At 68.3% G+C, this 21,044-nt stretch carries 17 protein-coding genes; 5 read left to right on the forward strand and 12 right to left on the reverse strand.

Going from position 1 to position 21,044, the window contains the following annotated elements:
• Positions 1–28: 28 nt before the first annotated feature.
• A complete protein-coding gene (locus tag MEBOL_RS28875) occupies positions 29–931 on the reverse strand; it encodes a LysR family transcriptional regulator (protein ID WP_095983067.1) in 903 nt (300 codons plus the stop codon).
• Positions 932–1,012: 81 nt separating this feature from the next.
• Between MEBOL_RS28875 and MEBOL_RS28880 the strand changes: the two genes are divergently transcribed.
• The 3 genes from MEBOL_RS28880 (at position 1,013) to MEBOL_RS42215 (ending at position 3,917) form a co-directional block, all read left to right on the forward strand.
• The gene (locus MEBOL_RS28880; RefSeq protein ID WP_095980467.1) at positions 1,013–1,648 is read left to right on the forward strand and encodes a glutathione S-transferase family protein; all 636 of its coding nucleotides are present in this window, start codon (positions 1,013–1,015) and stop codon (positions 1,646–1,648) included.
• 129 nt (positions 1,649–1,777) lie between these two features.
• Complete coding sequence (locus MEBOL_RS28885) at positions 1,778–2,692, forward strand: pyridoxamine 5'-phosphate oxidase family protein (RefSeq protein WP_095980468.1); 915 nt, start codon at positions 1,778–1,780, stop codon at positions 2,690–2,692.
• A 106-nt stretch (positions 2,693–2,798) separates the two neighbouring features.
• Positions 2,799–3,917: a CDP-alcohol phosphatidyltransferase family protein gene (locus tag MEBOL_RS42215; RefSeq protein ID WP_179956316.1), complete on the forward strand. Its 1,119-nt coding sequence runs from the start codon at positions 2,799–2,801 to the stop codon at positions 3,915–3,917.
• Here the strand turns inward: MEBOL_RS42215 and MEBOL_RS28905 are convergent.
• The 10 genes from MEBOL_RS28905 to MEBOL_RS28950 all read right to left on the reverse strand — a co-directional run bounded on the left by MEBOL_RS28905 (position 3,897) and on the right by MEBOL_RS28950 (position 14,833).
• Positions 3,897–5,690, reverse strand: a complete 1,794-nt coding sequence (locus tag MEBOL_RS28905; RefSeq protein ID WP_095980470.1) for a sensor histidine kinase — start codon at positions 5,688–5,690, stop codon at positions 3,897–3,899. The two genes, MEBOL_RS42215 and MEBOL_RS28905, sit on opposite strands and share 21 nt — an antisense overlap.
• Positions 5,687–6,394, reverse strand: a complete 708-nt coding sequence (locus tag MEBOL_RS28910) for a response regulator transcription factor (protein ID WP_095980471.1) — start codon at positions 6,392–6,394, stop codon at positions 5,687–5,689. The genes MEBOL_RS28905 and MEBOL_RS28910 overlap by 4 nt, the downstream gene beginning before the upstream one ends.
• 9 nt (positions 6,395–6,403) lie before the next feature.
• Complete coding sequence (locus MEBOL_RS43810; RefSeq protein ID WP_095980472.1) at positions 6,404–7,636, reverse strand: vWA domain-containing protein; 1,233 nt, start codon at positions 7,634–7,636, stop codon at positions 6,404–6,406.
• Positions 7,637–7,998: 362 nt separating this feature from the next.
• A complete protein-coding gene (locus MEBOL_RS28920) occupies positions 7,999–8,691 on the reverse strand; it encodes a Coq4 family protein (RefSeq protein ID WP_095980473.1) in 693 nt (230 codons plus the stop codon).
• Positions 8,692–8,754: 63 nt separating this feature from the next.
• Positions 8,755–9,153: a VOC family protein gene (locus MEBOL_RS28925; protein WP_095980474.1), complete on the reverse strand. Its 399-nt coding sequence runs from the start codon at positions 9,151–9,153 to the stop codon at positions 8,755–8,757.
• 18 nt (positions 9,154–9,171) lie between these two features.
• Positions 9,172–10,251, reverse strand: coding sequence for a hypothetical protein (locus tag MEBOL_RS28930; RefSeq protein ID WP_095980475.1), 1,080 nt, complete (start codon positions 10,249–10,251; stop codon positions 9,172–9,174).
• 65 nt (positions 10,252–10,316) lie between these two features.
• Positions 10,317–11,867 carry a DUF1501 domain-containing protein gene (locus MEBOL_RS28935; protein WP_095980476.1) on the reverse strand — a complete coding sequence of 517 codons (1,551 nt, stop codon included), beginning with the start codon at positions 11,865–11,867 and terminating at the stop codon, positions 10,317–10,319.
• A gap of 9 nt (positions 11,868–11,876) precedes the next feature.
• Positions 11,877–12,551, reverse strand: a complete 675-nt coding sequence (locus MEBOL_RS28940; protein WP_095980477.1) for a hypothetical protein — start codon at positions 12,549–12,551, stop codon at positions 11,877–11,879.
• Positions 12,541–13,767, reverse strand: coding sequence for a hypothetical protein (locus tag MEBOL_RS28945; RefSeq protein WP_425437560.1), 1,227 nt, complete (start codon positions 13,765–13,767; stop codon positions 12,541–12,543). The genes MEBOL_RS28940 and MEBOL_RS28945 overlap by 11 nt, the downstream gene beginning before the upstream one ends.
• Before the next feature lie 475 nt (positions 13,768–14,242).
• Complete coding sequence (locus tag MEBOL_RS28950) at positions 14,243–14,833, reverse strand: TetR/AcrR family transcriptional regulator (protein WP_170115610.1); 591 nt, start codon at positions 14,831–14,833, stop codon at positions 14,243–14,245.
• Positions 14,834–15,209: 376 nt separating this feature from the next.
• Here MEBOL_RS28950 and MEBOL_RS43245 point away from each other — a divergent pair, with 376 nt between their 5' ends.
• Positions 15,210–15,479 carry a PQQ-dependent sugar dehydrogenase gene (locus tag MEBOL_RS43245; RefSeq protein ID WP_245920162.1) on the forward strand — a complete coding sequence of 90 codons (270 nt, stop codon included), beginning with the start codon at positions 15,210–15,212 and terminating at the stop codon, positions 15,477–15,479.
• Here the strand turns inward: MEBOL_RS43245 and MEBOL_RS28960 are convergent.
• Positions 15,449–19,396, reverse strand: a complete 3,948-nt coding sequence (locus tag MEBOL_RS28960; RefSeq protein WP_245918936.1) for a serine/threonine-protein kinase — start codon at positions 19,394–19,396, stop codon at positions 15,449–15,451. The two genes, MEBOL_RS43245 and MEBOL_RS28960, sit on opposite strands and share 31 nt — an antisense overlap.
• Positions 19,397–19,711: 315 nt before the next feature.
• Here MEBOL_RS28960 and MEBOL_RS28965 point away from each other — a divergent pair, with 315 nt between their 5' ends.
• Entirely contained in the window at positions 19,712–21,031 is a 1,320-nt protein-coding gene (locus tag MEBOL_RS28965) for an amidohydrolase (protein ID WP_095980479.1), read from the forward strand.
• Positions 21,032–21,044: the final 13 nt, after the last annotated feature.

Here is a 21,044-nt window from a genome sequence, read left to right on the forward strand (position 1 = left end):
GTGGGACAGGGAGTTGGGACGGCATGAGTCAGGGGTTCAGCGACTTCTCGGCCCGGAGCCGCTCCACCGCGAAGTCGACGAAGGCACGCACCCGGGCATTGGCTCGCCGCCCCTCGGGGTATACGACGTGAATCGGAAGGGGCGGGGGCTCGAAGTCCTCGAGCACGATTCGCAGCTGCCCCGCGCGCAGCTCCGGGGCGATTTGATAGGAGAGCACTCGGGTCAGCCCCCGCCCGGCCACCGCCGCGGCGATGGCGACCTCCGTGGTGTTGACGATCAGCCGCGTGGGTGGGCTGACCGTCTGGTTCCTCGTCCCCGATGCGAATGCCCAGGGTTGCGGGGCCACGGTGGACGAGAGCGTGAACGCCTCGAAGCGCGACAGCTCGGCCGGGGTCCGCGGGATGCCATGCTCGGCCAGGTACCGAGGGGACGCGCAGACGACCCGCCGCACTGAACCCACCCGGACAGCGGTCAACGTCGAGTCCTCCAGGTGGGCGATCCGGATGGCGACGTCGAGCCCCTCGTCCACCAGGTCGACAACGCGATCCACGAGCAGCGTTCGCGCCATGACGCGCGGATGCCGGGCCAGGAAGTCGAGCAGGAGGGGGGCGATGAACATCCGCCCGAACATCAGGGATGCCGTGACCCCGAGCTGACCTCGAGGCTCGGTATGGGAGCCCGCGGCCGAAGCCTCGGCCTCTTCGAGCTCCCCGAGGATGCGCTTGCAGTCGGCGAGGAAACGGGTGCCCGTCTCCGTCAGGCGCACGATGCGCGTTGTGCGATGAAGGAGCCTCGTGCCGATGCGCTCCTCAAGCGCCGCGATGGCCCGGGTCACCGCTGGCGGCGACATCGCCAGACGCCGGGCCGCGGACGCGAAGCCCGCTTCCTCCGCCACCGTGACGAATACACGCAAGGTCTCGAGACGATCCACGCGATCATTCCGCGGCGTGGAACGGTGCATTGTCAAGAACGCTCATTCCGCTTCCGGGTGGCAACGAGCATCTTGCCGTTCATGACCCAGCCCCTTCGCCCCATCCGTCTCTATCGTCACGCCCTGTCCGGTCATTCTCACAGGGTCGAGCTGTTCCTGTCTCTGTTGAAGCTCCCGTTCGAGCTCGTCGACGTCGATCTCCTGAAAGGAGAGCAGAAGTCCCCCGGATTCCTGGCCAAGAACCTGTTCGGCCAGGTGCCAGTGATCGAAGACGGAGAGGTGACGCTGGCCGACAGCAACGCCATCCTCGTCTATCTCGCGACGCGGTATGACCCATCGGGGCGTTGGCTCCCGCGCGAGCCGGTCGCGGCGGCGCGAGTGCAGCAGTGGCTCTCGGTCGCGGCCGGACCGCTCGCGTCGGGTCCCGCGACGGCGCGCCTGGTCACCGTGTTCGGCATGAAGCTCGACGCCGAGCGTGCGAAGGAGATCGCCTCCCAGCTCTACACGGTGCTCGACTCGCATCTGGCCACCCGGAGCTTTGTCGCCGGGGACGCGCCGACCCTCGCCGACGTGGCGCTCTATTCCTATACCGCCCACGCTCCCGAGGGAGGCGTGTCGCTCGAGCCCTACGGCAACGTCCGGGCGTGGCTCGCTCGCATCCAGGCGTTGCCCGGCTTCATACCGATGCCGCGGACGCCGACCCAATACGCGGCCTGATCCGTCGCGGGAGGTCCTGTCATGCCGCCGAATGCTCCATCGAATGTCCCCGGTGCTCCGCCGCCGGGGTGGCCTCTCGAGCGATCGCCGTTCCACGCCGGCGAGCAGGCCGTGCAGGAACGGGTCGGGATGCGCGACCGTCTCGAGCAGACGGGGCGTAAGTTCATCCGCTCGTTCATGCCGGACCCTCACCGTGAGCTGTTCCGCGAGCTGCCCTTCCTGCTGGTCGGCGGTCTGGATGGCGAGCGGCGTCCCTGGGCCTCCCTCCTCGTGGGAGCACCCGGCTTCGTGACCTCGCCGGACTCGAGGACGCTCGTGATCTCCGCGCGCCCTGGTTTCGGAGATGCTTTGGGCCGCAACCTCACGCTGGGCGCGCCCCTGGGCCTTCTGGGCATTCAGCTCGAGACACGCCGCCGCGTCCGGATGAACGGAACGGTGGTGGAGCTCGGAGAGGGCCGGTTCGCCGTCCAGGTCGAGCAGAGCTTCGGCAACTGCCCGCGGTACATCCAGGCACGGGAGCCAGTCTTCGTGGCCGAGCCCTCTTGTGTCACCGAGCCGCGGCCGGTGTGGACGGAAGGCCCGTTGCTGTCGGGTGTCAGCGCCGGGCTCATCGAGCGCGCGGATACGTTCTTCATCGCGACGGCGTCCCCGGTGGCACGCGGGGGAGATCCAGTCGAGGGCGTCGACGTCTCGCATCGCGGAGGCAAACCCGGCTTCGTGCGTGTGACGGAAGAGGCCGGCCGCACCGTCCTGACGGCTCCGGACTTCAGCGGCAACCTTCAGTTCAACACGCTGGGCAATCTGCTCCTCAACCCGCGAGCCGGCCTGCTGTTCGTTGATTTCACCTCGGGTGGGATCCTCTCTCTGACGGGTGAGACGGAGATTGTCTGGGAGGGGCCCGAGGTCGAGGCCTTCACGGGGGCGGAGCGGCTCCTGCGCTTCCGTGTCACCGAAGGGACGTGGATCGAGAACGGCGTGCCGCTCCGCTGGTCCGCGCCACGGCCCGCTCCGCAGCTCAGCAGCACCGGCTCCTGGTCGCGTTGAACTCCAAGCATCGGCCACCTGGCTTCCGTTCGTCAGTGAACGGTGTATCATCCTGAAATTAATGTCGATGAGTGAGCCGCAGGCGCGAACGTTGGAACCGCACGTATTGGTCCTTGACAAGCAGCAGAGCTACAAGCGCCCGGAGGAAGATGCCCTCATCCGCATGCTCCGGGAGGGATGCCGTCACTTCGCCATCCATTGTCTTCCCTATCGGCTCTCACCGGTCGTCCTGGGTCTTCCCGGGTTGGTCCTCCACGTGTTCCTGCTCGCCGCCGTCCATACCTTCGAGCGCGCACGGTGGATGTATGGGCTTTGGGTGATCTGCCGGGTGCTCCACTTCTGTCTGGATTCCATGGATGGCACCCTGGCCCGGCGCAATGGGACACAATCGACCGCACGCCACTTCTGGGATCACTGGGTCGACGTGGCGAACTCGGCGATGGCGGTGATGATCGTGGCTCAACTCGGTCCGCGGCAGAGCCTCTACTTCGTGCCCTACGTCTTGTTGACCGCCACGGGCCAGTTGTTCTTCTACCTGGGGCTGTGCCGCTACTTCGCGACGGGCATCATGCGGGACCCCTACATCAACCACCTGTGGAACTATGTCTTCTGTCTGTTCCTGGGGCTGGCCGTCTGTATTCACGACGTGGCGATTCTCTCGGATCGCGACTTCCAACTCGCCTACACCCTCTTGAGCCTCGTGGTCTTCGGGTGCGGCTTCTGGTGCCTGCTCCAGGACCTGGTGCTCATGTTCCGCTCGCGGCTGTCATCTGTCCGCTTCTACGTGCGGATTCTCGCGGCGCCAGCCCTCATCCTCGGCATCTATGGGGTCTGGATGCGGCACTGGAGCGATGTCTTCTCCGCCCGGGCCCTGGTGGCTGTCGCGATGAGCAGTCTCGCGGTGGGCGTCCACGCGCGCCAGCTCGTCAACAAGTCTCCCGCCTGGTTGACGGTCGAGGGCGCGTTGTTCCTCCTGGTGCTTCCCCTGTCGGCATTGCCCTCATCGCTCGAACCCGTGGGTCGCCGGGGGCTCTTGGTGGTGATGGTGCTGACGATGGTCATCAACCTGTTCCGCTACCTCCGGGAGATGATCGCCCAATACCCGGAGATTGGATTTCCGTGGGTCTGGCTGCCCTCGACGTACAATCCGGTGCGCCTGAACGTGAGCAACAAGCCCACCTGGGGTCGAGACGGAAGTCGAGCGTCAGAAGCCCCTCAAGGTTGACTTTGCGCGGGGAGGGAGCCACAGCACGAACCGCGCTCCACCCTCCGCCACGCGCTCGTGGCGGAGGTCCGCCTTCATGCTCCGCGCCAGCCTCCGGCAGAGGGCGAGTCCCAGCCCCACGCCCGGCGCCGTCTTCGCCGCTGTCTGCACGGACTTGGAGAAGGGCTCGAAGAGGCGCCGTGCCGTCACCGCGTCCACGCCGGGCCCGTGGTCCCTCACCGCCAGGCCTACCCGGCCCCGGCGCCGCTCCACCTCCACGTGGATGCGCCGGTCCACCGCCGGGGCCGCGTACTTGGACGCGTTGTCCACCAGGTTGAAAAGCACCTGCTCCACGGCGGAAGGGTCCGTCAGCACCGCGACGCCCGCCGGCACGTCCACGCACAGCTCCATGTCCGCCTGCGCCGCCCGCTGTGCCAGCCGCTCCTCCATCCGGCCCACCATGGAGCGCACGTCCACCGGCTCCAGCCGGGCCGGCGCCCGCCCGCGCTCGATGCGGGCGTAGGCCAGCACGTTCTCCACCAGGTGGCTCAGCCGCTCCGCCTCGCGGTGGAGGATGTCGAAGTACTCCTGGCGCCGGGCCTCGTCCGGCACCATGCCCGCCGCCAGCATCTCCGTGTACATCCGGAACGTCGTCAGCGGCGTGCGCAGCTCGTGCGTCACCGCGGAGACGAACGCGCCCCGCCTCTCGCTCAGCGCCACCACGCCCACGAGGAGCGCCACCACCGCCGCGCCCGCCAGCAGCACGCCGCTCCATGCCACCGTCAGCACCACCGGCAGCGAGGAGATGGACGCCGCGCCATACCCGCCCTCCGGCACCTGCCCCAGCACCAGCCGCACCGGCAGCGCCGCCAGCATCCGGCCATCTCCGTGCGTCGGCCTGCCCGCGACGGGCTCCAGCATCGCGGAGGGCAGCAGGTCGACAATCTGGCCCACCAGCCACGTGCGCAGCGCGGGCCAGTCCAGCCAGCAGCCCTGGATGTACTCCCGCCCGTCCAGCCAGACGCGCCGCCCCAGGAGCAGCGTGTCCCCCACCCAGAGGGCCTTCATCGCGGTTTCATCCTCCCGCTGGCGCCGCACGGGGGCGCGCTGGAGGTTGTCCTCGTAGGAGTTCGAGTTGGAACTGCTCACGCCCCGGAGGGCCTGGCTCGCGCTCCGGGAGCGGGCGCTGAACTCGCTCACGTTCTTCGCCACCTGGGAGATCTCGGCGAGCGTGCTCTCGTAGCGAACCTTGGGCTCGTGACGCCGGACCCGCGGGGGCGGTTCGCTCAGGGCCCGTCGGAGATCCGTACCGCCCAGGAGGCCGCGCAGCTTCCCCAGCCGGGCCTCCAACGCGGCCTGCTCGGACGCGGGCAGCGTGGCGCCCACCGACTCGCGCAGCCCGGGCTCCACCACTTGGGGTGAGGACACCGTTCCGTCCGGGGCCACCTGGAAGTGGAGCAGCACATGCTCCGGGAGTGGGGCCAGCAGCGGTGAGGCCAGCAGCGCCTCGCCCTCCGGCATGGGACGCAGCTTCGAGTCGAGCACCCCGCGCGCCGCGGACACGGGGCGGTAGGCCTCCGGGGCCACCGCGCTCTCGCGGGCCACCAGCGGCAGCAGGTCCGAGTCCAGTCGCCACAGCGCCAGCCGCGCGTTCTCCTCCCTCGCCGCGCTCTCCCGGGCCTGACGGTCCGCGCGGTCCAGCCGGAGGGCGAAGGCGGACAGCGCCACCACGCCCGCCAGCGCCAGGCACAGGCACGCGCTCACGGCGATCCAGATGCGCCAGGAGCGAATCACGAGGCGGCGCCTCGCGTGGCGAACATGTAGCCCTTGCCCCGGACGGTGAGGATGACGCGGGGCTCCTCGGAGTCGTCCCGGAGCTTCTCCCTCAGGCGCGCCATGGTCATGTCCACCGTGCGCGTCTGCACGCCCCGGGCGGGCAGGTGCCACACCCGCTCCAGCAACTCCTCGCGGGAGATGGCGCGCCCCGCGTTGTCACCCAGGTAGCGCAGCGTGTCCGCCTCTCGCTCGGACAGGTCCACCCGCGAGCCGTCGTCGAAGCTCAGCTCGCGCCGCTCCACCTCGAAGTGCCCTCCCGGGAAGTCGATGCGGCTCGTCCCCGTGGGCCGCTCGGCCGAGCGGCGGAGCACCGCGCCCGCCCGGGCCAGCAGCTCCCGCACCGAGAAGGGCTTCACCACGTAGTCGTCGGCGCCGAGCTTCAGGCCGTTGACGCGGTCCTCTTCCTGGCCCCGGGCGGTGAGGATGATGACGGGGAGCGTGGGGCGGTTCTTGCGCACCGCCCGGAGCAGTTCCAGCCCGTCCCCGTCGGGAAGGACCAGATCCAGCAACACCAGGTCGCAGGGAATGCGCTCGGCCAGCCGCTGTCCCTCCACGCGGGTCCCGGCTTCGAGGATCTCATAGCCCTCGAAGCGCAGGGCATCCACGATTCCGCGCCGGATGGCGGGGTCATCCTCCACGACAAGCACTCGGCGCGCGGCCATGACGGCATCCTACTCCAGCACGAGGTGACGCTTCTTGGCCTCGCGCTCCACGACCTGGCCGATGGCCCCTTCCAGCGTGTCCACCCCCGGAGCGGCCTGCTGCTCGCGCGCCTGGACGAGGAACCGCTGGCGCTCGGCGTTGAGCGTCTGGATGCGCTGCTGGAGCCGCGTCCGCTCCTGCTCGCGCGCCTCCAGCCACGCCTTGCGGCCGGCGGCGTCCAGCCCGCGCATCGGCTCCGGCAGGTCCTCGGCCCGGACGGACGCCACGTCCACCTGGTTCTTCTTCACCGCGTCCACCAGGTCCCAGCTCTCGTTCGAGTAGTTGCCGGAGGACTTGGCCACGGAGCGGGACACCATGCTGGAGATGGAGACGCCGCGCGAGTTGCTGTCCTGTGCCTCCTGGCGCAACTGGCTCCGCCTGCCGGCGGTGCCGTAGGCGACGTACGTCTTGTTCAGCTCCGCGCCCAGTTGGGCAATCTCCGCGTCCTGCGGCGCGGCGATCTCCACCACGCGCTGATTCTGGTCGATGTTCATGTAGCTGCCGTCGGCGAGCGCCGCCGCGTCCTTCCACTTCCCGGCGACGCCCTCCTCGTAGTCGCCACAGTGGATGGTGTTGACGGTGATGCCGCGCTCGCGGGCGCTCTTCACCGCGTCATCGAAGTCGACGGGGCCCTGGGTGAAGGGCTCGTTGCCGGCGATGAAGATGAGCCGCATGGTGTCCGGGTCCTTGCTCCAGGCGAGCTGCGCGGAGGCGTCGCGGATGACCTCTCCGCAGTGCTCGTCGCCGCCGGACGTCCTCAGGGCGAAGAGATGCTCGGAGAGCAGGTCCAGGTCCGTGGTGAAGGGCAGCACCTGGCGGATCTCACTGGAGTTGGCGCCCGGGTCGGCGTTGCCGTACGCGTACAGGGCGATCTGGAGCTGCGGCCCCACGCCGTCGCGCTTCGCGTGGGAGAAGCGGTTGACGATGTTCCACAGCTGCGAGCGGGCCTGGTCAAGCAGGCCGTCCATGCTGCCGCTGGTGTCCAGCAGCAGGGCAATCTGGATGATGGGCTGCTTGGCGTCCGCCTGGGCGATGGGGACCACGTCCGGCTTTCCCGGAGTCCTGGGCGAGGTGCGCACGGGGGTTGGCTCCACGGGCGGCGGCGTGGGCGTGCCCGGAGCGGGCTGGCCCAGCAGGAGCGCGGACACCGCGAGCACCGCGGCCGAGCCAAGGATGACGGGAAGCTGGAGTGACGATTTCATCGTGCGTCCTTTCGTACGTCGGTGCCCGATCGAGCACGCGGAGAACAGTACGAATGAAGGACCGCGCGGGGTGTAACCGGCTTGTAACCGGAGGCGGCGTCCGGCACTCCAGAGCGCGGCGCCTGCTCCCAGTGGCTCCTCTTCGCGGAGCGGACGCTCGAACCGGTGGCGCTGGAGCTCCGTCGTGGCGCCCAGCTGCCCGAGAGCGAGCGCGCGAGGGTGTTCGAGCAGCACCGCTCCCGGCTCGACGAGGTGCTCGGGGTCATCGACTGGACGCTCGAGGGCCGCGAGGTGCTGGTGGGCGGTTCTTCACCGCCGCGGACACCAGGCTCCCTGGGGAATAAAGGAAGCGGCGCCGCGCGTCAGTTCCACTGCCGCGCGGGCGCGACGAGTTGCTCACTCAGCATGGCCAGCGGCGTCGCCCAGGTGTCCTCCCACCGGAAGCTGGCGAGCTGCCGGGATTGGCTGCCGCGCCGGAACGCGGCCCACAACAGCCGGGCGTACTGAGCCGCATCCACTCCGGGCACCCTCCTGGTTGCCTTCGCCGACTGAAGCAGGATGAGGAGCGAGGTGCGCAGGTGGAGGTTGCCCAGGGTGAACGCCTGCAGTTCCATCTCGCCCATGACATCGGTGGCGTAGCCGGTCACCAAGTGGTGCAAGTCATGCGTCTCCCGCAGGCGCGTGGCGACGTACTGGGCATCGTTTTTCGGCGGAGAGAGGGTTTCGATCGGCGTCAGCCCCTGCTCCCGGAAGTAGCGCGCGAACGTGTTGCCGAGCGACCCCGAGGGAAGCTTCTCCAGCGTATCCAGGTCCAGGGCCGACGCACGCAACGAGGGCTTCTCGGCCAGCAGGCGGCGGCCCTCCTCATGGCGGGAGAAGTCCTGGGCGAGTGCCGCGCACAGGCCAATCTCCACACTGTCGTAGAACAGGGCGCCGTAGGCGGGATTCGTGGGATCGGTCTGAAGGACCTTGAGCGCCCGAAGGCCCACGTGCAGGCGGGTGAACAGCGAGGGATTCTCGGGGAGTGAGGGGAGGGAGGAGGTAAGGTCGGGCATGGTGCTGTCTCTCGTGGGGCTTGGGGAATCGGAGAGGGAGCTCGGGAGCGGAGTCAGACTCCGTCAGAGCAACTGGACGACTTCGATCAAGTGGCCTTCAACGTCGGTAACGAAGGCGACCTTCAATCCGTGCTCAACGGTGGTAGAGGAGGATTGAGCCACTGCGCCGCCGGCGGCTTTCGCACGCTCGACGAAGGCATCGATGTCGTCGGTCATGAACCCGAGGATGACTTCGTCGGTCGTCGGCTTTGGAGCGTCGAGGAACTTGAGCAGGACGAAAGTAGCTCCCCCCTCGTGACCTGGCGCGAACAGGATCTCACGAATGTTCCGGCCCGCGATGGTGGCATCCACACGCCTGGTCTCGACCAGACCACACACTGATTTATAGAAGGCAGCCGAAGCCTCGAGGTTGTCGACGAGGAGTTTCGTGAATCCGAACTTCGTGTTCGACGTACTTTTCAAGACATTCTCCAGTGGAACTCAGGTCGCGGTACGAAATCGCGTCACCGGCGCCTCTGGCGGATAGAACGTCGGACGACCGATGTCGTAGGCGGCGTTGATGGTGCGAATGAACACCGGATCGTGCAGCGGATCCGTAGGTGTCTCGACAGGGATGCCCTTGGAGCGTACGTCCTTGATCAGGGTGTCGAAGACCTGTTCGAAGGTGAGATCCTCGGTATGGTCCATGTTTTTCTTCAACTCCGCGAAGTCCTCGAACACCTCGGCTGACCAGTGAACCAGGAAGCGCAACTCGTCTGTAGGGTAACGCGCGATCACCGCGTCACCGGTCTTTACAATCCAATGCTCGCGGCTGTTGGGGTCTCCGGCGAACACGCTGGTGAAGTCGAGCCCCGCCGGAAACTGCTGTTCGACAGGCCCATTCGCCTCACCGCGATGGACCATCATTTCATTCTGGACGAGAACGCCACGATTGTAGATCGGCGGCTTCACGCGCTTGGGGGCCGTGCGCGGACCCTCGGGCCAATAGGTGAATCCGCTATGAGGGTCATGCGAGAACCAGGTGATGACCTGGGCCATCTTGATGAGATAGTCGCGGAACAGCCCCGACTTCCCCATGACGCTGCACAGCCAGGTCGGCGAATTCTCATAGCGGATGCCGCGGAAGCTTGGAGAGTCCAGGTGCCCGGGGTCCGTATTGCCGCACGGGCCGTTCACATTGAAGAGCATCATCTGGGGCTTGGCATATCTGGCACCCCAGTAGTTCTTCGCCAGCTCCAGGAACTTGTCATTGTAGAAACAGTCATTGATTTCAGGAAAGAGGCAGGTCGCATGGTTCCCGTAGAAGTTTCGGAACGTGGGCGACAGGAACATATCGAGCGTCGGGGTCACACCCTCCGGAACCCCACCCGCGGAGGTCGCGATCAGCTCCTCGACAGAGGCAAAATGCTGCGCGATGATCAGCTTATGCGGCCCGCTGTTCCGCACCACCCCCAGCAAACGCTGCAACTGGTCCCGCGAATAGACGTTGTGCAGTTCGCGCGGCGGAGCCACTGGGCGGAGGATCCGCGCCAGGTCGTCTTTTCGTGCTTCGGTCAGCATTATCTTGTTCCTTGGAATGTTCGTCTCGGCACTGGGGGGACGGCTCCCCCCCAGTGCCGGGCGGATCAGGTGCGGAGGAAGGCGCTCGCGTCGGACATTCCGCTGCCGGAGGTGTCGACGCCCAGCGCGGTGAGGATGCCCGAGAAGATGTCCGTCTCGTTCGACGTCAGCTTGCCGCGCTCGGGCGCACCGGTACGCGGGTCGAAGCCATAGGTCAGCGTGGTGAGCGGATCGACGCCTCCGAGCACCGTGTTGCCCCGGAGCATCGGCGACAGCAGCATGAAGCCGTTGTTGAGATCATGCCCGGTGCCAAACATCTCCGTGGCGCCATCCGTCCTGTTGCGCGTACGCCCGAACTCGGTCGCCATGTAGATCAACGAGCGGTCCCACAGGCTCTCTCCGCTCGAGTCGAAGGGCTCCGACTTGAGCAGCACGATGAGCTTGTCGATCGTGTCCATCAGGCGCGACCACATGAAGGCCTGGATGGAGCGGTGATCATTGTGGCTGAAGTCGAAGGCCAGCGGCGGGTTGGTGACCTGGTACGAGGGCGTCACCGCCATGTTGAACGACGGGCCCAACGTCACCGTCACCGACACCCGGTTCTTGAGCAGCAGGAAGGCCAGCGCCGCCTGCCCCTCCACGGGATCGGTCATGTAGTTCGGGAAGACCGTGCGCAGCCGCTCCCCATCAGGGGAGTTTGACAGGCCGTACTCCGAGAGCGGTGTCTTCGGCGGCTGATCGGGCAGCACGTTGAGGCGGTTGATCAAATCCTGGACCTCCAGTGCGGACTGCCCCACGGTGCGCTGCTCGTTCCAGAGCTTGAGCGCCGCCGCGTCGTCGAAGGTCTGTCCGAAGACTGACTGGGCATCGAGCGTGTTGCGTGTGCCGCGGGCCAGGGCCACCACATCGCGGGAAGGCAGGTCCTTGATGCCCTTCATCCCGTCGAGGCCCAGGGGCCAGAGCGAGGGGTTGGCCACCACCTCCCCGTAGCAGTGCGCGGGCAGGGTGTTGTCGGTGCCGCGCTCGGAGAAGCCCGCGTTGCCCATGTTCACGTTGGGAATGGGGAAGCCCGCCCCGTACTGGAGGGCCACACACTCCTGCAACGTGCGTCCGCGCCATGCGGCGTTACCGGTCAGGCTCCGCTTCTGCGCGATGACGTGGTTCACCGACGTGCCCACCGAGGTGGCCACTAGCATGCAGTCCTTGTACTTGCGCAGGAAGGGCAGCTGGTCCGTCTTCACTGGCACGGGGATGCTGCCCAGCTGGGGGCTGTCCACCTTCACGGCGCGGAACGGAGAGCCGTCCACGTGCTGCACCTGCGAGTCCGCGAAGGTGTTGAGCTTCGCGGCGTTGGCGCCCGCCTCCGAAGCCCGCACCGCCAGCATGCTGTCGATGATGGAAGCGCCTCCCACGGCGCCCACCACGATGAGGAAGCGGGGCTTGCCATCCAGGCGTGCCTGGCGCACGCCCCCGAGTTGCTCGAGTGCCGCCGGGGTATTGAGCCCGTCCCGGCACCCCGTCAGCAGGGGTCCCAGGGTCGCGGAGCCCGCCGCGCACATCGACAATGCCTTCAACAACTCCCGGCGAGAGAGCCGTCCATTATTGCGGAGTGACATGACGTTCCCTTAGAAGAAGACGGATTCGGCGGAAGAGAGGACGGTGAAGCAGGACGCGACCATCCAGTCGCGGCCTGGCATCTGGCTGCCCGTGGACTCGATCTGGGTGGCCAGTTGCGACAACGTGCCCACCTCGACCTCGGTGGGCTCTCGCAGCAGGGCGCGCTGGTAGAGCGAGGTGATGGCGTCGCGGACCGGCTCGCCGTCCCGGTTCGCCAGGCGCCCCCGCGCGTCGAACTCGAGGCCCTTGAAGAGGAGTGCCTCCGAGGGGGCGGTGGCGTCGAGCGAGACACGCCGGGAACAGGCCGCCAACGCCAGGCGGTCGATGACGTTAGGGGCCGTCACGCCCGTGGACGTCAAGGGCTCGTAGAGGCCCACGGCATAGGGCTCGACACCGCCCAGGGCCACGTTGTGCACGGATGTGGTGCAGGGGTACTGGCCCAGCTCGTTGCACACCTGCTCCGGTGGCAGGGACAGCGCCGCGGAGAAGTGGGCGGTCAGCTGCTCCGGATTCTTGAAGCGCAGGTGGTTGCGCGAGGAAGGCGCCACCTCACCAGTGGAACCCGTGCCGGAATCAGCGGGCGGAGGTGTGCCGGCATCCGGCCTCGAGGGCGAGGGAGATGGGCACGCGGAGAGGACACAGGCGGAGGACAGCAGGAACACGCGAAGGAAATCAGGGCGCACCGTAGGCCTCCGTGCGGATCAGGTCGTGAAGCATGCGCTGCACGCGGTACTGGTGCGTGCCCTTGAAGCGTTTCCAGGTGGCGACGAACTCGGCGTTCTCCTCGGCCGTCGGGGCGTGGCCCACGAGCAGCTTCCAGTAATCGGTGACGGCGGCGATGGCGAAGGCATCGCTGTTGGCCCCGACCTCCGCCCACTCGACGAGGTCTCTCACCGGCTGGCCGAAGAGGTAGCCCACCTCCGGCATCTGGGTGATGATCGGCGAGTCGTTGGGGAAGCGCTTCTCGATGCGGTTGGGGACGTAGGTCCCCCAGGGCGCATCGGGGTTGATGGGGAAGGACAGGCCCTCGTAGTTGCGGAAGGGGTAGCTCAGCGGATCGAGTGTCGCGTGGCAGGCGGCGCAGGCGGGCGCGGTCACTCCCTTGGCGTCGTAGTCGCGGGGCTCGCCGGGCACGCTGAAGAGGCCCTCCTGCTTGGCGATGTCGAGGCCCAGGTACGCCCGGTAGGCCTGCGACGCGGCGTTGCGCGGCAACGCGCTGAACATCACGAAATAGAGGAGGCTCCACCGGGAGGTGATGTTGCCCGCGCGGTGCAACTCATCCATGGATTGCGTCGGCAGCGTCGGCACCACCGAGTAGCGGGTGGGGTTGCTCTCCCGGCGCACGTAGTACTTCGCCGTCATCACCTCACGCGCGTCGTGATCGTCCAGCTGTGCGTAGGCGTAGAGCGCGTAGTCGTCATAGTAGTCGGCGAGGGCAATGGTACCGGGGTCCTCACCGGCCTTGAGCGAGCCCACGGGGCGGATCTTCGGGTGCGCCAGTTTCCACAACTGCCCGTTCTTGCCCCGCCAGAACTCGCTGGTGGTGCACCGCTCCAGTTCGGCATCCATCCGGGCGCGTTGCTCGTCGGCGCTCAGCGCGCTGAACTCCTTGAATTGCGCATAGGTGGGCGACACGCCGCACAAGTCGAGCAGGAGGCGCTTGTACGCGAAGCGCGCGTCGTAACGGCACACGTCGTACTGGGGATTCTCGCCCGCCTGGCAGTGGCCGGTGTCCACGGGTATGCTGTTGGGCTCCGCCGGGAAGGTGCCCCGCTGGATCTCCACGAGGTTCGGCACGCCGTCACCGTCGGCGTCCTCGGCCTCGACGGCCTCGAGCGCCCAGGGAAGCGCGGACGCGAAGTCCCCGTCGGATAGGGGGCGCGCCGCGCCGGGCGCCAAGTGGGGTTCCAGTCTGGCACCGAAAGCGTTGCGCTGTGGCGGCGCGACGTGACAGTACGTGCAGGACGGCTGTTGCCCCGTGCACACGGGTGCCGAGGGATAAGTAGAGCAGAACGCCCCGCCCGCGGGAGGTTTGGCCAATGCCACCCCCGACAGGAACACGGCGGCCCCGAGAATGAGTCCTCGCAGCACGAGTACACCCGGAGCCACCGGGTGGAGGAGTCGTGCCAAGTTGTCTTTTCGTACTTCGGTCCGTGTCGCTTTGTTTCTTGGAGTATCCGTCCCGCCGCCACTCTTCATCGGATCCATTTCCCCGGCCCAGGCCGCCGCGTTGGCGACCCCAATGCTTTGTCATCGAGGAAAGACGGGAACAACCAACAACCCCAGGCGGAGCGCCGCTTACTCGACATGCGCTCGCAAATGTCGAAGAAGTCCGCCTACGGAGACGTAGCGCACCTGCTGAGTGGAGGGAGGGCTACTTGCCCCGGGGCGATTGAGGCGAGGTGGCCGGTGGGTGGCTCCCCATCATGGAGGTGAGGGCCCCCAGCCACCGCGCCATGTCCTCGGGTGAATGGAGCGAGCGGCGATCCAACCACCACTCGAGCACCCCCATGTAGGCCGAGGTCAGGAAGCGGTTCAAGACGGGGACGGGCACACCCTCGATCAGGAGAGGGCTGTTGGCTCTCTCCAGGTCGAGATTCATGAGCTGTTCAAGGATGTTGCGCAACTGGACCGAGAAGGCGCGCATACCGCTCCGGCCGAGCATGAGGTGATACAACTCGGGGTGCTCGACCGCGTGCTGGAACCACTCCAGCAGGGTTCGATGGAGGCGATCGGGTGAGTCACCCAGCTGATGACTCCTCCGCGAGAGCTCGAGGAGCATGTCCCGCATGATCTGCGTGAGCAACTCGTCCTTGTCGCGGTAGTGCAGGTAGAAGGTGCTGCGGTTGAGCTGGGCGCGCTCGGAGATGTCCTGCACGCTGATGGTGTCGAAGCCCCGCTCGCGAATCAACCCGAGGAGCGCGTCGCGGAGCATGGCGCGGCTGCGGTGGACACGCGGATCCACGGGAGCCGGCTCCGCAGGCTTGTGCGAGCCAGGACCGCCTCGCGCCTGTCTTTTTGGTGGTTTGGGCATGGAGGGGCGGCCTGTCTAGCCGCGCCCCACCGGGCTTGCAACCCGCCTCGCACTCGACTTCTACGACGTTTACCACGACAGGTGGACACCCTGGGCGTGAGCGCGTACGACGTGTTGAAGATCGGGACGGTGTCCGGCTTGCCGCCCGGGACGTCTTTCGTCGACAGCGGCCTCTCCCCGAACACGGCCTACGCTTACGCCGTGCTCGCCCGCGACGCCCAGGACAATGCGTCGGCCCAGAGTTCGGCCGTGACGGGCAGTGGGCACCGTCCCCAATGTGCAGAGCACCGACGGCGAGGGCGGGCTAATGGGGCTGGCCCTCTCTCCCACCTTCTCCAGCGACCGCTGGCTGTACGTGATGCACACCTCCCCGACCGACAACCGCATCGTGCGCCTGCGGTACGAGAACGGTGCCCTCGACACCGCCTCGCTCCAGGTGCTGGTTCGGGGGATCCTGCCCGTTTTAGTGGCTCTCCCGCCCTTTAGCTCCGTCGCATGCGGCTCGCCACCCGAATGGCGAGTACACGACGCGCAGACGCCAGCGTTTCACTCGTATAGGTCGCCCCAGCGCTCCTGAGCGATCGCCAGCAGCCGGGCGTTCTCGGGCACGTGGGTGAGGAAATGCTCGCGGCGGACCGCGTCGGGAATGTCACTTGCCCGCTCGCGCACGCGCGCCATCGCCTTACGCAACACGGCCTCCGTGGCCTCCGCGTCTCCCTGGGCCAGGCACACCTCCACCAACGCCAGATAGGTTGGCACCGAATAGACACTCATTCCGCGCGACTCCATCCAGCGTACGCCGGCCTCCGCCTCCCGCCGCGCCTCGTCCATGCGGCCCTGGGTGAGCAGTGACGTGGACAGGAGCGCACAAGCGAAGCCCAGCACCGAGGGAAAGGGCTTCAGCACTCCACACGCCCCGCGCGCGAGCGCTTCCGCCTCCCGCGCATCGCCCAGGACGTTGAGCGCCCGCGCCGCCAGCATGGCGAGCAGTCCGTGGTTCACCGAGAAGAACGTCCCCCCCGCATCCACCGCCCGTGCCCTCTCCTGGGCCTCTCGCCGATGCTCGGGCAGTGGGCTGAACGTCAGTGCCTGCATCAAATAGAAGTGCGCCATCATGGACACGAACGGGTGCCCCGTGCGCTGGCCCCATGCCCATGACTCGCGCAGGAGCCGCACCGCCGTGAGGGACTCGCCCAGCTCCAACCAATGCAATCCCACCGAGGCGCGAAACAGCGCGGCCCAGCGCTCCACTCCGAGCTCCTCGAAGTCCCTCTGGGCCGCCTCCGCCTTCAGCAGCGAGCTCCAGGGCTTCTCCTCGAGGATGATGCGCTGGCTCTCCAGCATTCCCAGGCTGGCACGGGCCGAGGTCGGCCGATCCATGAAGGGTTCACTCACCTCGCGCGCCCTCTCCACCAGCCGCGCCAATTGCTCGCGCTCGCCCGCCCAGTAGAAAGTGGCGCCCAATTGGGCCAGGGCCTCCAGATAGGCATTCACCGCGTCGGCTTCCGGCTCGGTGCTCAGCAGACGCGACGTCAGCCGCCAGGACGCCTCGGCGTGGCCCTCCATGGCCAGGCCCAACGCCAAGCCACTCAGGAGCCAGCACCAGATCCGCTCCCCCGGCACCAGCGCGTCCAACACCGGGCCGCCGAGCTCCATCCCCCGGGGCGCGTGATCCATCCAGAACGCCGCCAGTGCCTCGAGCGCACGCAACCGCGGAAGGGCCTCGCCGCTCACCCCACACGCCACGGCCGCCTCCACGCAGCGCATCGTGCCCTGCCGGTCGCCACGCTCGAAGAGCCGCTCGACGGCCTGGATGTAGAAGGAGGCGGCTCGCTCGGCGCGCTGCCCGAGCTGGTAATGCGTCGCGATCTCCTCCGCGTCCGGCTCGCCCATGCGCTCCAGCCACGCCCCCGCCAATTGGTGGCCCGGTGTGCGGTGCGTCTCGGCGAGCAGCCCGTAGGCCGCGTCCCGCACCAGGGCATGCCGGAAGCGGTACTCGGGCTCGGAGGAGAAACGGCTGTCGGGGACGGACTCGATGACTTCCTCCTCCACGAGCAGCCGCAGGTGCGTCTTCACCTCCGCGTCGCCGGGCGCGCGCCCCAACAGTTCGCACACCCCACCTGGCCAGAACGCCCGCCCGAAGAGGCTCGCCACCAGCAGGGTGTGCCGGACCCCGGGCTCCATGCGCAACAGGCGCGCCTGGAGCACCGCCAGCACCGTCTCGGGGGCCTTGTCTCCCCGGCCCTCCGCCACCATGCGGATGAGTTCCTCCAGGAACAGGGCGTTGCCGTCCGAGTGCTCCACCGTCCGCCGCACCTCGGATTCGGGCACGTCGGCGCCCAGCACCTCTCGCACCAGCCGCGCGCACGCCTTGCGGCTCAGGCCGTTGAGCGACAGTTCCTGCAGCATGCGTCCCCAGAGGCTCGGATAGAGGTGCTTCACCTCGGGCCGCGCCAGGGCCAGCACCAGGAAGGGCCGCTCGCTCAGCTCGCGCAGGAGCCGATCCACCAGCGTCACCGTCAGCGCGTCGCTCCAGTGCAGATCCTCGAGCACCAGCAGCACGGGCGTCCGCGCGCACTCGGCGTCCAGCAGCGTCACCAGCGCGCGGCCCAGCTGGACACTCATGAGCTGGGGCTCCTGGCGCGCGGCCCTCAAACGGGGGCGATCCTCGTCCGGGAAGGGAACCGCGCACAGCTCGCCCAGGAACTCGGCCACCTCGCGCGCCTGGGCCTCCGGCACGTGCCGGGCCACGTGCTGGCTCAGCCGGGCCCGCCGCGATTCCAGGGATTCGCCCTCGACCACGCCGCACCACTCGCGCAGCGCCTGTCCCAGCAGTCCGTACGAGGCCCCCTTGTGCATCGCGTCCCCCCGGGCCAGCAGGACCCGGGGCGGATGGAACGCGTGCTCCACCCGGCGCAGGAACTCGTGCCGCAGCCGAGATTTGCCCACGCCCGCCGCCGCCGTCACCAACAGCGCCCGCGCACTGGACTCCTCACGGCACGTGGCGAAGCAGGACTCGAGCAGCGCCAATTCCTGCTCCCGGCCCACGCACGGGGTGGGCTTGCCGAGCAGCGGCCGTGACGTGTCGGCGCCTCCGTGCTCGTCGCGCAGCAGGAAGGACCCCGAGCCCGAGGGCGTCAGCCCGAATCCCGGACCGAGCAGTCCCGCCGTCACCTCGTCCATGACGACGGAGGACGAAGGCTCCCGCTCCATCCGCCGCAAGAGCTGGCCCGCCTTGTCCATGGCATCGCCCACCGGCAGGTGCGCGTCGAGCACGCCGAGCCCTGTCACCAGCGCCACCGACGCCCTGGGCCAGCGCTCCTTGACGCCCAGGGCACATCGGGCCGCCAGTGCCGCCTGGTCCGTGGCCGTGCCCCGTCCGGGCACGAGCGTGGCCACCCACGAGCCATCCGCCAGCCGTTCCACCCGTCCTCCCCGGGGCACGAGCAGGGCGCGCAGAATCTCGTGGGGGCTTGCCTCGCCCGAGGATTCCGGGCGCGATGAGTCCACCCGCGGCGACATGAGCAGGACACTGACGAGTTGCCGCTCCGCGCCCGTGAAGCTCGGCATCCGGGGCCTCTCCGGCACACCGGACGGCGGCTGCTCCAACGCCAGGGACTCCAGGGCCGCGAGCAGCTCCGTGGCATCGGCGGGTCGCTGTCCAGGCACCTTGGCCAGCATCCGCGTCACGAGCGTCTCCCACGCTCCGGACAACTCCGGGCGTAACGCGCGGAGAGGGACGGGCTCGGCGAAGAGAATCTTGGCCAGGGAGGCGGCGAAGTGCGGCGCCTCGAACGGGGGCCGCCCCGTGAGGCACTCGTACAGCACGCACCCCAATGAGAAGATGTCCGCGGCGGGCGGTATCTCCGGCTGGCTCGAGGCCTGTTCGGGTGCCATGTAGCCCGGTGTGCCCACCACGGTGTGACTGCGCGTCACTCCCATGCGCGTGGAGTGGGCGTGCCGGGCCAGTCCGAAGTCCAGGATGACCACGTCCTCGGCTCTCCCACCGCGCAGGAAGAGGTTGGAGGGTTTGAGGTCGCGGTGGACGATGCCTCGCTGGTGCGCATGCGCCAACGCCTCGGCCACGCGCCGCACCAGCGCCAGGCTCTCGGCGATACTCAAGGGCTGGCGCGCCAGCCGCCGCGCCAACTCCTCGCCCTCCAGCCACTCCATGACCAGGTAGGACTGTCCCTGCTCCGTGGCTCCGTGGGCCACGTGCGCCACCAGGCCCGGATGGCGCAGCGACGACAGGAGCGTGGCTTCCCGGTGGAAGCGGTAGAGCGCGTCCTGCGCGGGCGTGCCGTGCAGCAGCTTGAGCGCCACGCGCTGGCCCGTCTGCTCGTCCCTCGCCCGGTAGACCTGCCCCATGCCCCCGCGTCCCGCAAGGGCCTCGACCGCGAAGCGCTCGTCGACGAGCGTCCCAGGGGACAATCCCCCCAGGGAAGGAGCGGAAGGCGTCGTCTCGACGTCCTCCTGCCGCTTGTTGTCATTCATGATGGACGTCATGACTCCCATCGGCCGGGGCGCGGACCCGCCGCGCACGCTCCTGGACGATGCAGCCCGCAACCTATCACAGGCGTCTCTCCCTGGCGGTGTCACCGGGAGCGGGTCGGCGTCTCGGGCAACGCCAGAGTTCGATGTCGTCCGCCTCGAACGCCCGGGCTTCCTTCGCCGTGAGCAGCCTCACGGTGGGGATTCACTCGCGGCCCGCAGCGCACCGGCCGGCGCTCGTGCAATGCAGCGGTGAAGTCTCCGAGAATGGCGAGGGTCCGTGCGCCGACCCGCGCATCGGATTACGAAGGGGGCACCATGAAATCGCCTTCCCTCCTTCCGCTCGGCCTCGCCGCGCTGCTGTGGATGCCCGGCGCCGCGCGGGCCGCGAACGATCCCGCCCCGGTGCTCGCGGGCCTCGACCCGCTCTCTCCCGAACTGACGGCCTTCTACCGGGACCTGCACCAGAACCCCGAGCTGTCCCTGCACGAGGAGAAGACGGCGGGAAAGCTCGCCGAGCGCATGCGCAAGCTCGGCTTCGAGGTGACCCAGAAGGTTGGCGGGCACGGCGTGGTGGCCGTGCTGCGCAATGGCAAGGGCCCCACGGTGCTGCTGCGCACCGACATGGACGCCCTGCCGGTGGAGGAGAAGACGGGGCTGCCTTATGCCAGCCGGGTGAAGATGACGGACGCGGGCGGCCAGAGCGTGCCCGTCATGCACGCCTGTGGACACGACGTGCACATGACGGCCTGGCTGGGGACCGCCACGCTGCTCTCGCGCGCGAAGGAGCGCTGGCGCGGCACGCTCGTGATGGTGGGCCAGCCCGCCGAGGAGCCTGGCAGTGGGGCGAAGCGGATGCTCGAGGACGGCCTCTTCCAGCGCTTTCCCCGGCCCGACTTCGCCCTCGCCCTGCATGACCTGGCCACCGCGCCCTCGGGCACGGTCGAGTACGTGCCGGGCTATGCCTTGGCGAACGTGGACTCGGTGGACATCACGCTCCACGGCAAGGGCGGGCATGGTGCCTTCCCGAACGCCACGGTGGATCCCATCGTGCTCGCGGCCCGCACCGTCCTCGCGCTGCAGGCGATCGTGAGCCGGGAGAAGTCACCCCTCGAGCCCGCGGTCATCTCGGTGGGGTCCATTCACGGCGGCACCCAGCACAACATCATTCCGGATCAGGTGAAGTTGCAGCTCACGGTGCGCAGCTTCAAGCCCGAGGTGCGCAAGCAACTGCTCGCGTCCATCGAGCGCGTGGTGAAGGCCGAGGCCCAGGTATCCGGGGCGCCGCGCGAGCCCGAAGTGGTCGTCACCGGAGGCATGTCCGCCACCTACAACGATCCGGAGCTGACGAAGCGGCTGGTGGGGGCGGTCACCCGGGTGCTCGGGGCCGCGAACGTGCGCGAGAGCCAGCCCCTCATGGGCGGCGAGGACTTCTCCGCCTATGGCCTCGCGGGAGTCCCCTCCTCAATGCTGTGGTTGGGCGCGGTGGAGCCCAAGCGCCATGCGCGGGCGACAGCCGCGGGTGAGTCCCTGCCATCCCTGCACTCCGGCCTCTTCGCGCCCGACGCGGAGCGCACGGTGCGCACGGGCGTCACCGCGCTGACCACGGCGGCCCTGGAATTGCTGGGCACGCCGTAGCGCCACGTGGGTC

Source organism: Melittangium boletus DSM 14713, from assembly GCF_002305855.1.
GTDB lineage: Bacteria > Myxococcota > Myxococcia > Myxococcales > Myxococcaceae > Cystobacter > Cystobacter boletus.

Bases quoted from the DNA above. Each gene is read 5' to 3' on its own strand.
- MEBOL_RS28965 (WP_095980479.1), top strand. From the start codon at position 19,712: ATGAAATCGCCTTCCCTCCTTCCGCTCGGCCTCGCCGCGCTGCTGTGG.
- MEBOL_RS28910 (WP_095980471.1), bottom strand. From the start codon at position 6,394: ATGGCCGCGCGCCGAGTGCTTGTCGTGGAGGATGACCCCGCCATCCGG.
- MEBOL_RS28935 (WP_095980476.1), bottom strand. From the start codon at position 11,867: ATGTCACTCCGCAATAATGGACGGCTCTCTCGCCGGGAGTTGTTGAAG.
- MEBOL_RS28920 (WP_095980473.1), bottom strand. From the start codon at position 8,691: ATGCCCGACCTTACCTCCTCCCTCCCCTCACTCCCCGAGAATCCCTCG.
- MEBOL_RS28930 (WP_095980475.1), bottom strand. From the start codon at position 10,251: ATGCTGACCGAAGCACGAAAAGACGACCTGGCGCGGATCCTCCGCCCA.
- MEBOL_RS43810 (WP_095980472.1), bottom strand. From the start codon at position 7,636: ATGAAATCGTCACTCCAGCTTCCCGTCATCCTTGGCTCGGCCGCGGTG.
- MEBOL_RS43245 (WP_245920162.1), top strand. From the start codon at position 15,210: ATGGGGCTGGCCCTCTCTCCCACCTTCTCCAGCGACCGCTGGCTGTAC.
- MEBOL_RS28880 (WP_095980467.1), top strand. From the start codon at position 1,013: ATGACCCAGCCCCTTCGCCCCATCCGTCTCTATCGTCACGCCCTGTCC.
- MEBOL_RS28885 (WP_095980468.1), top strand. From the start codon at position 1,778: ATGCGCGACCGTCTCGAGCAGACGGGGCGTAAGTTCATCCGCTCGTTC.
- MEBOL_RS28960 (WP_245918936.1), bottom strand. From the start codon at position 19,396: ATGAATGACAACAAGCGGCAGGAGGACGTCGAGACGACGCCTTCCGCT.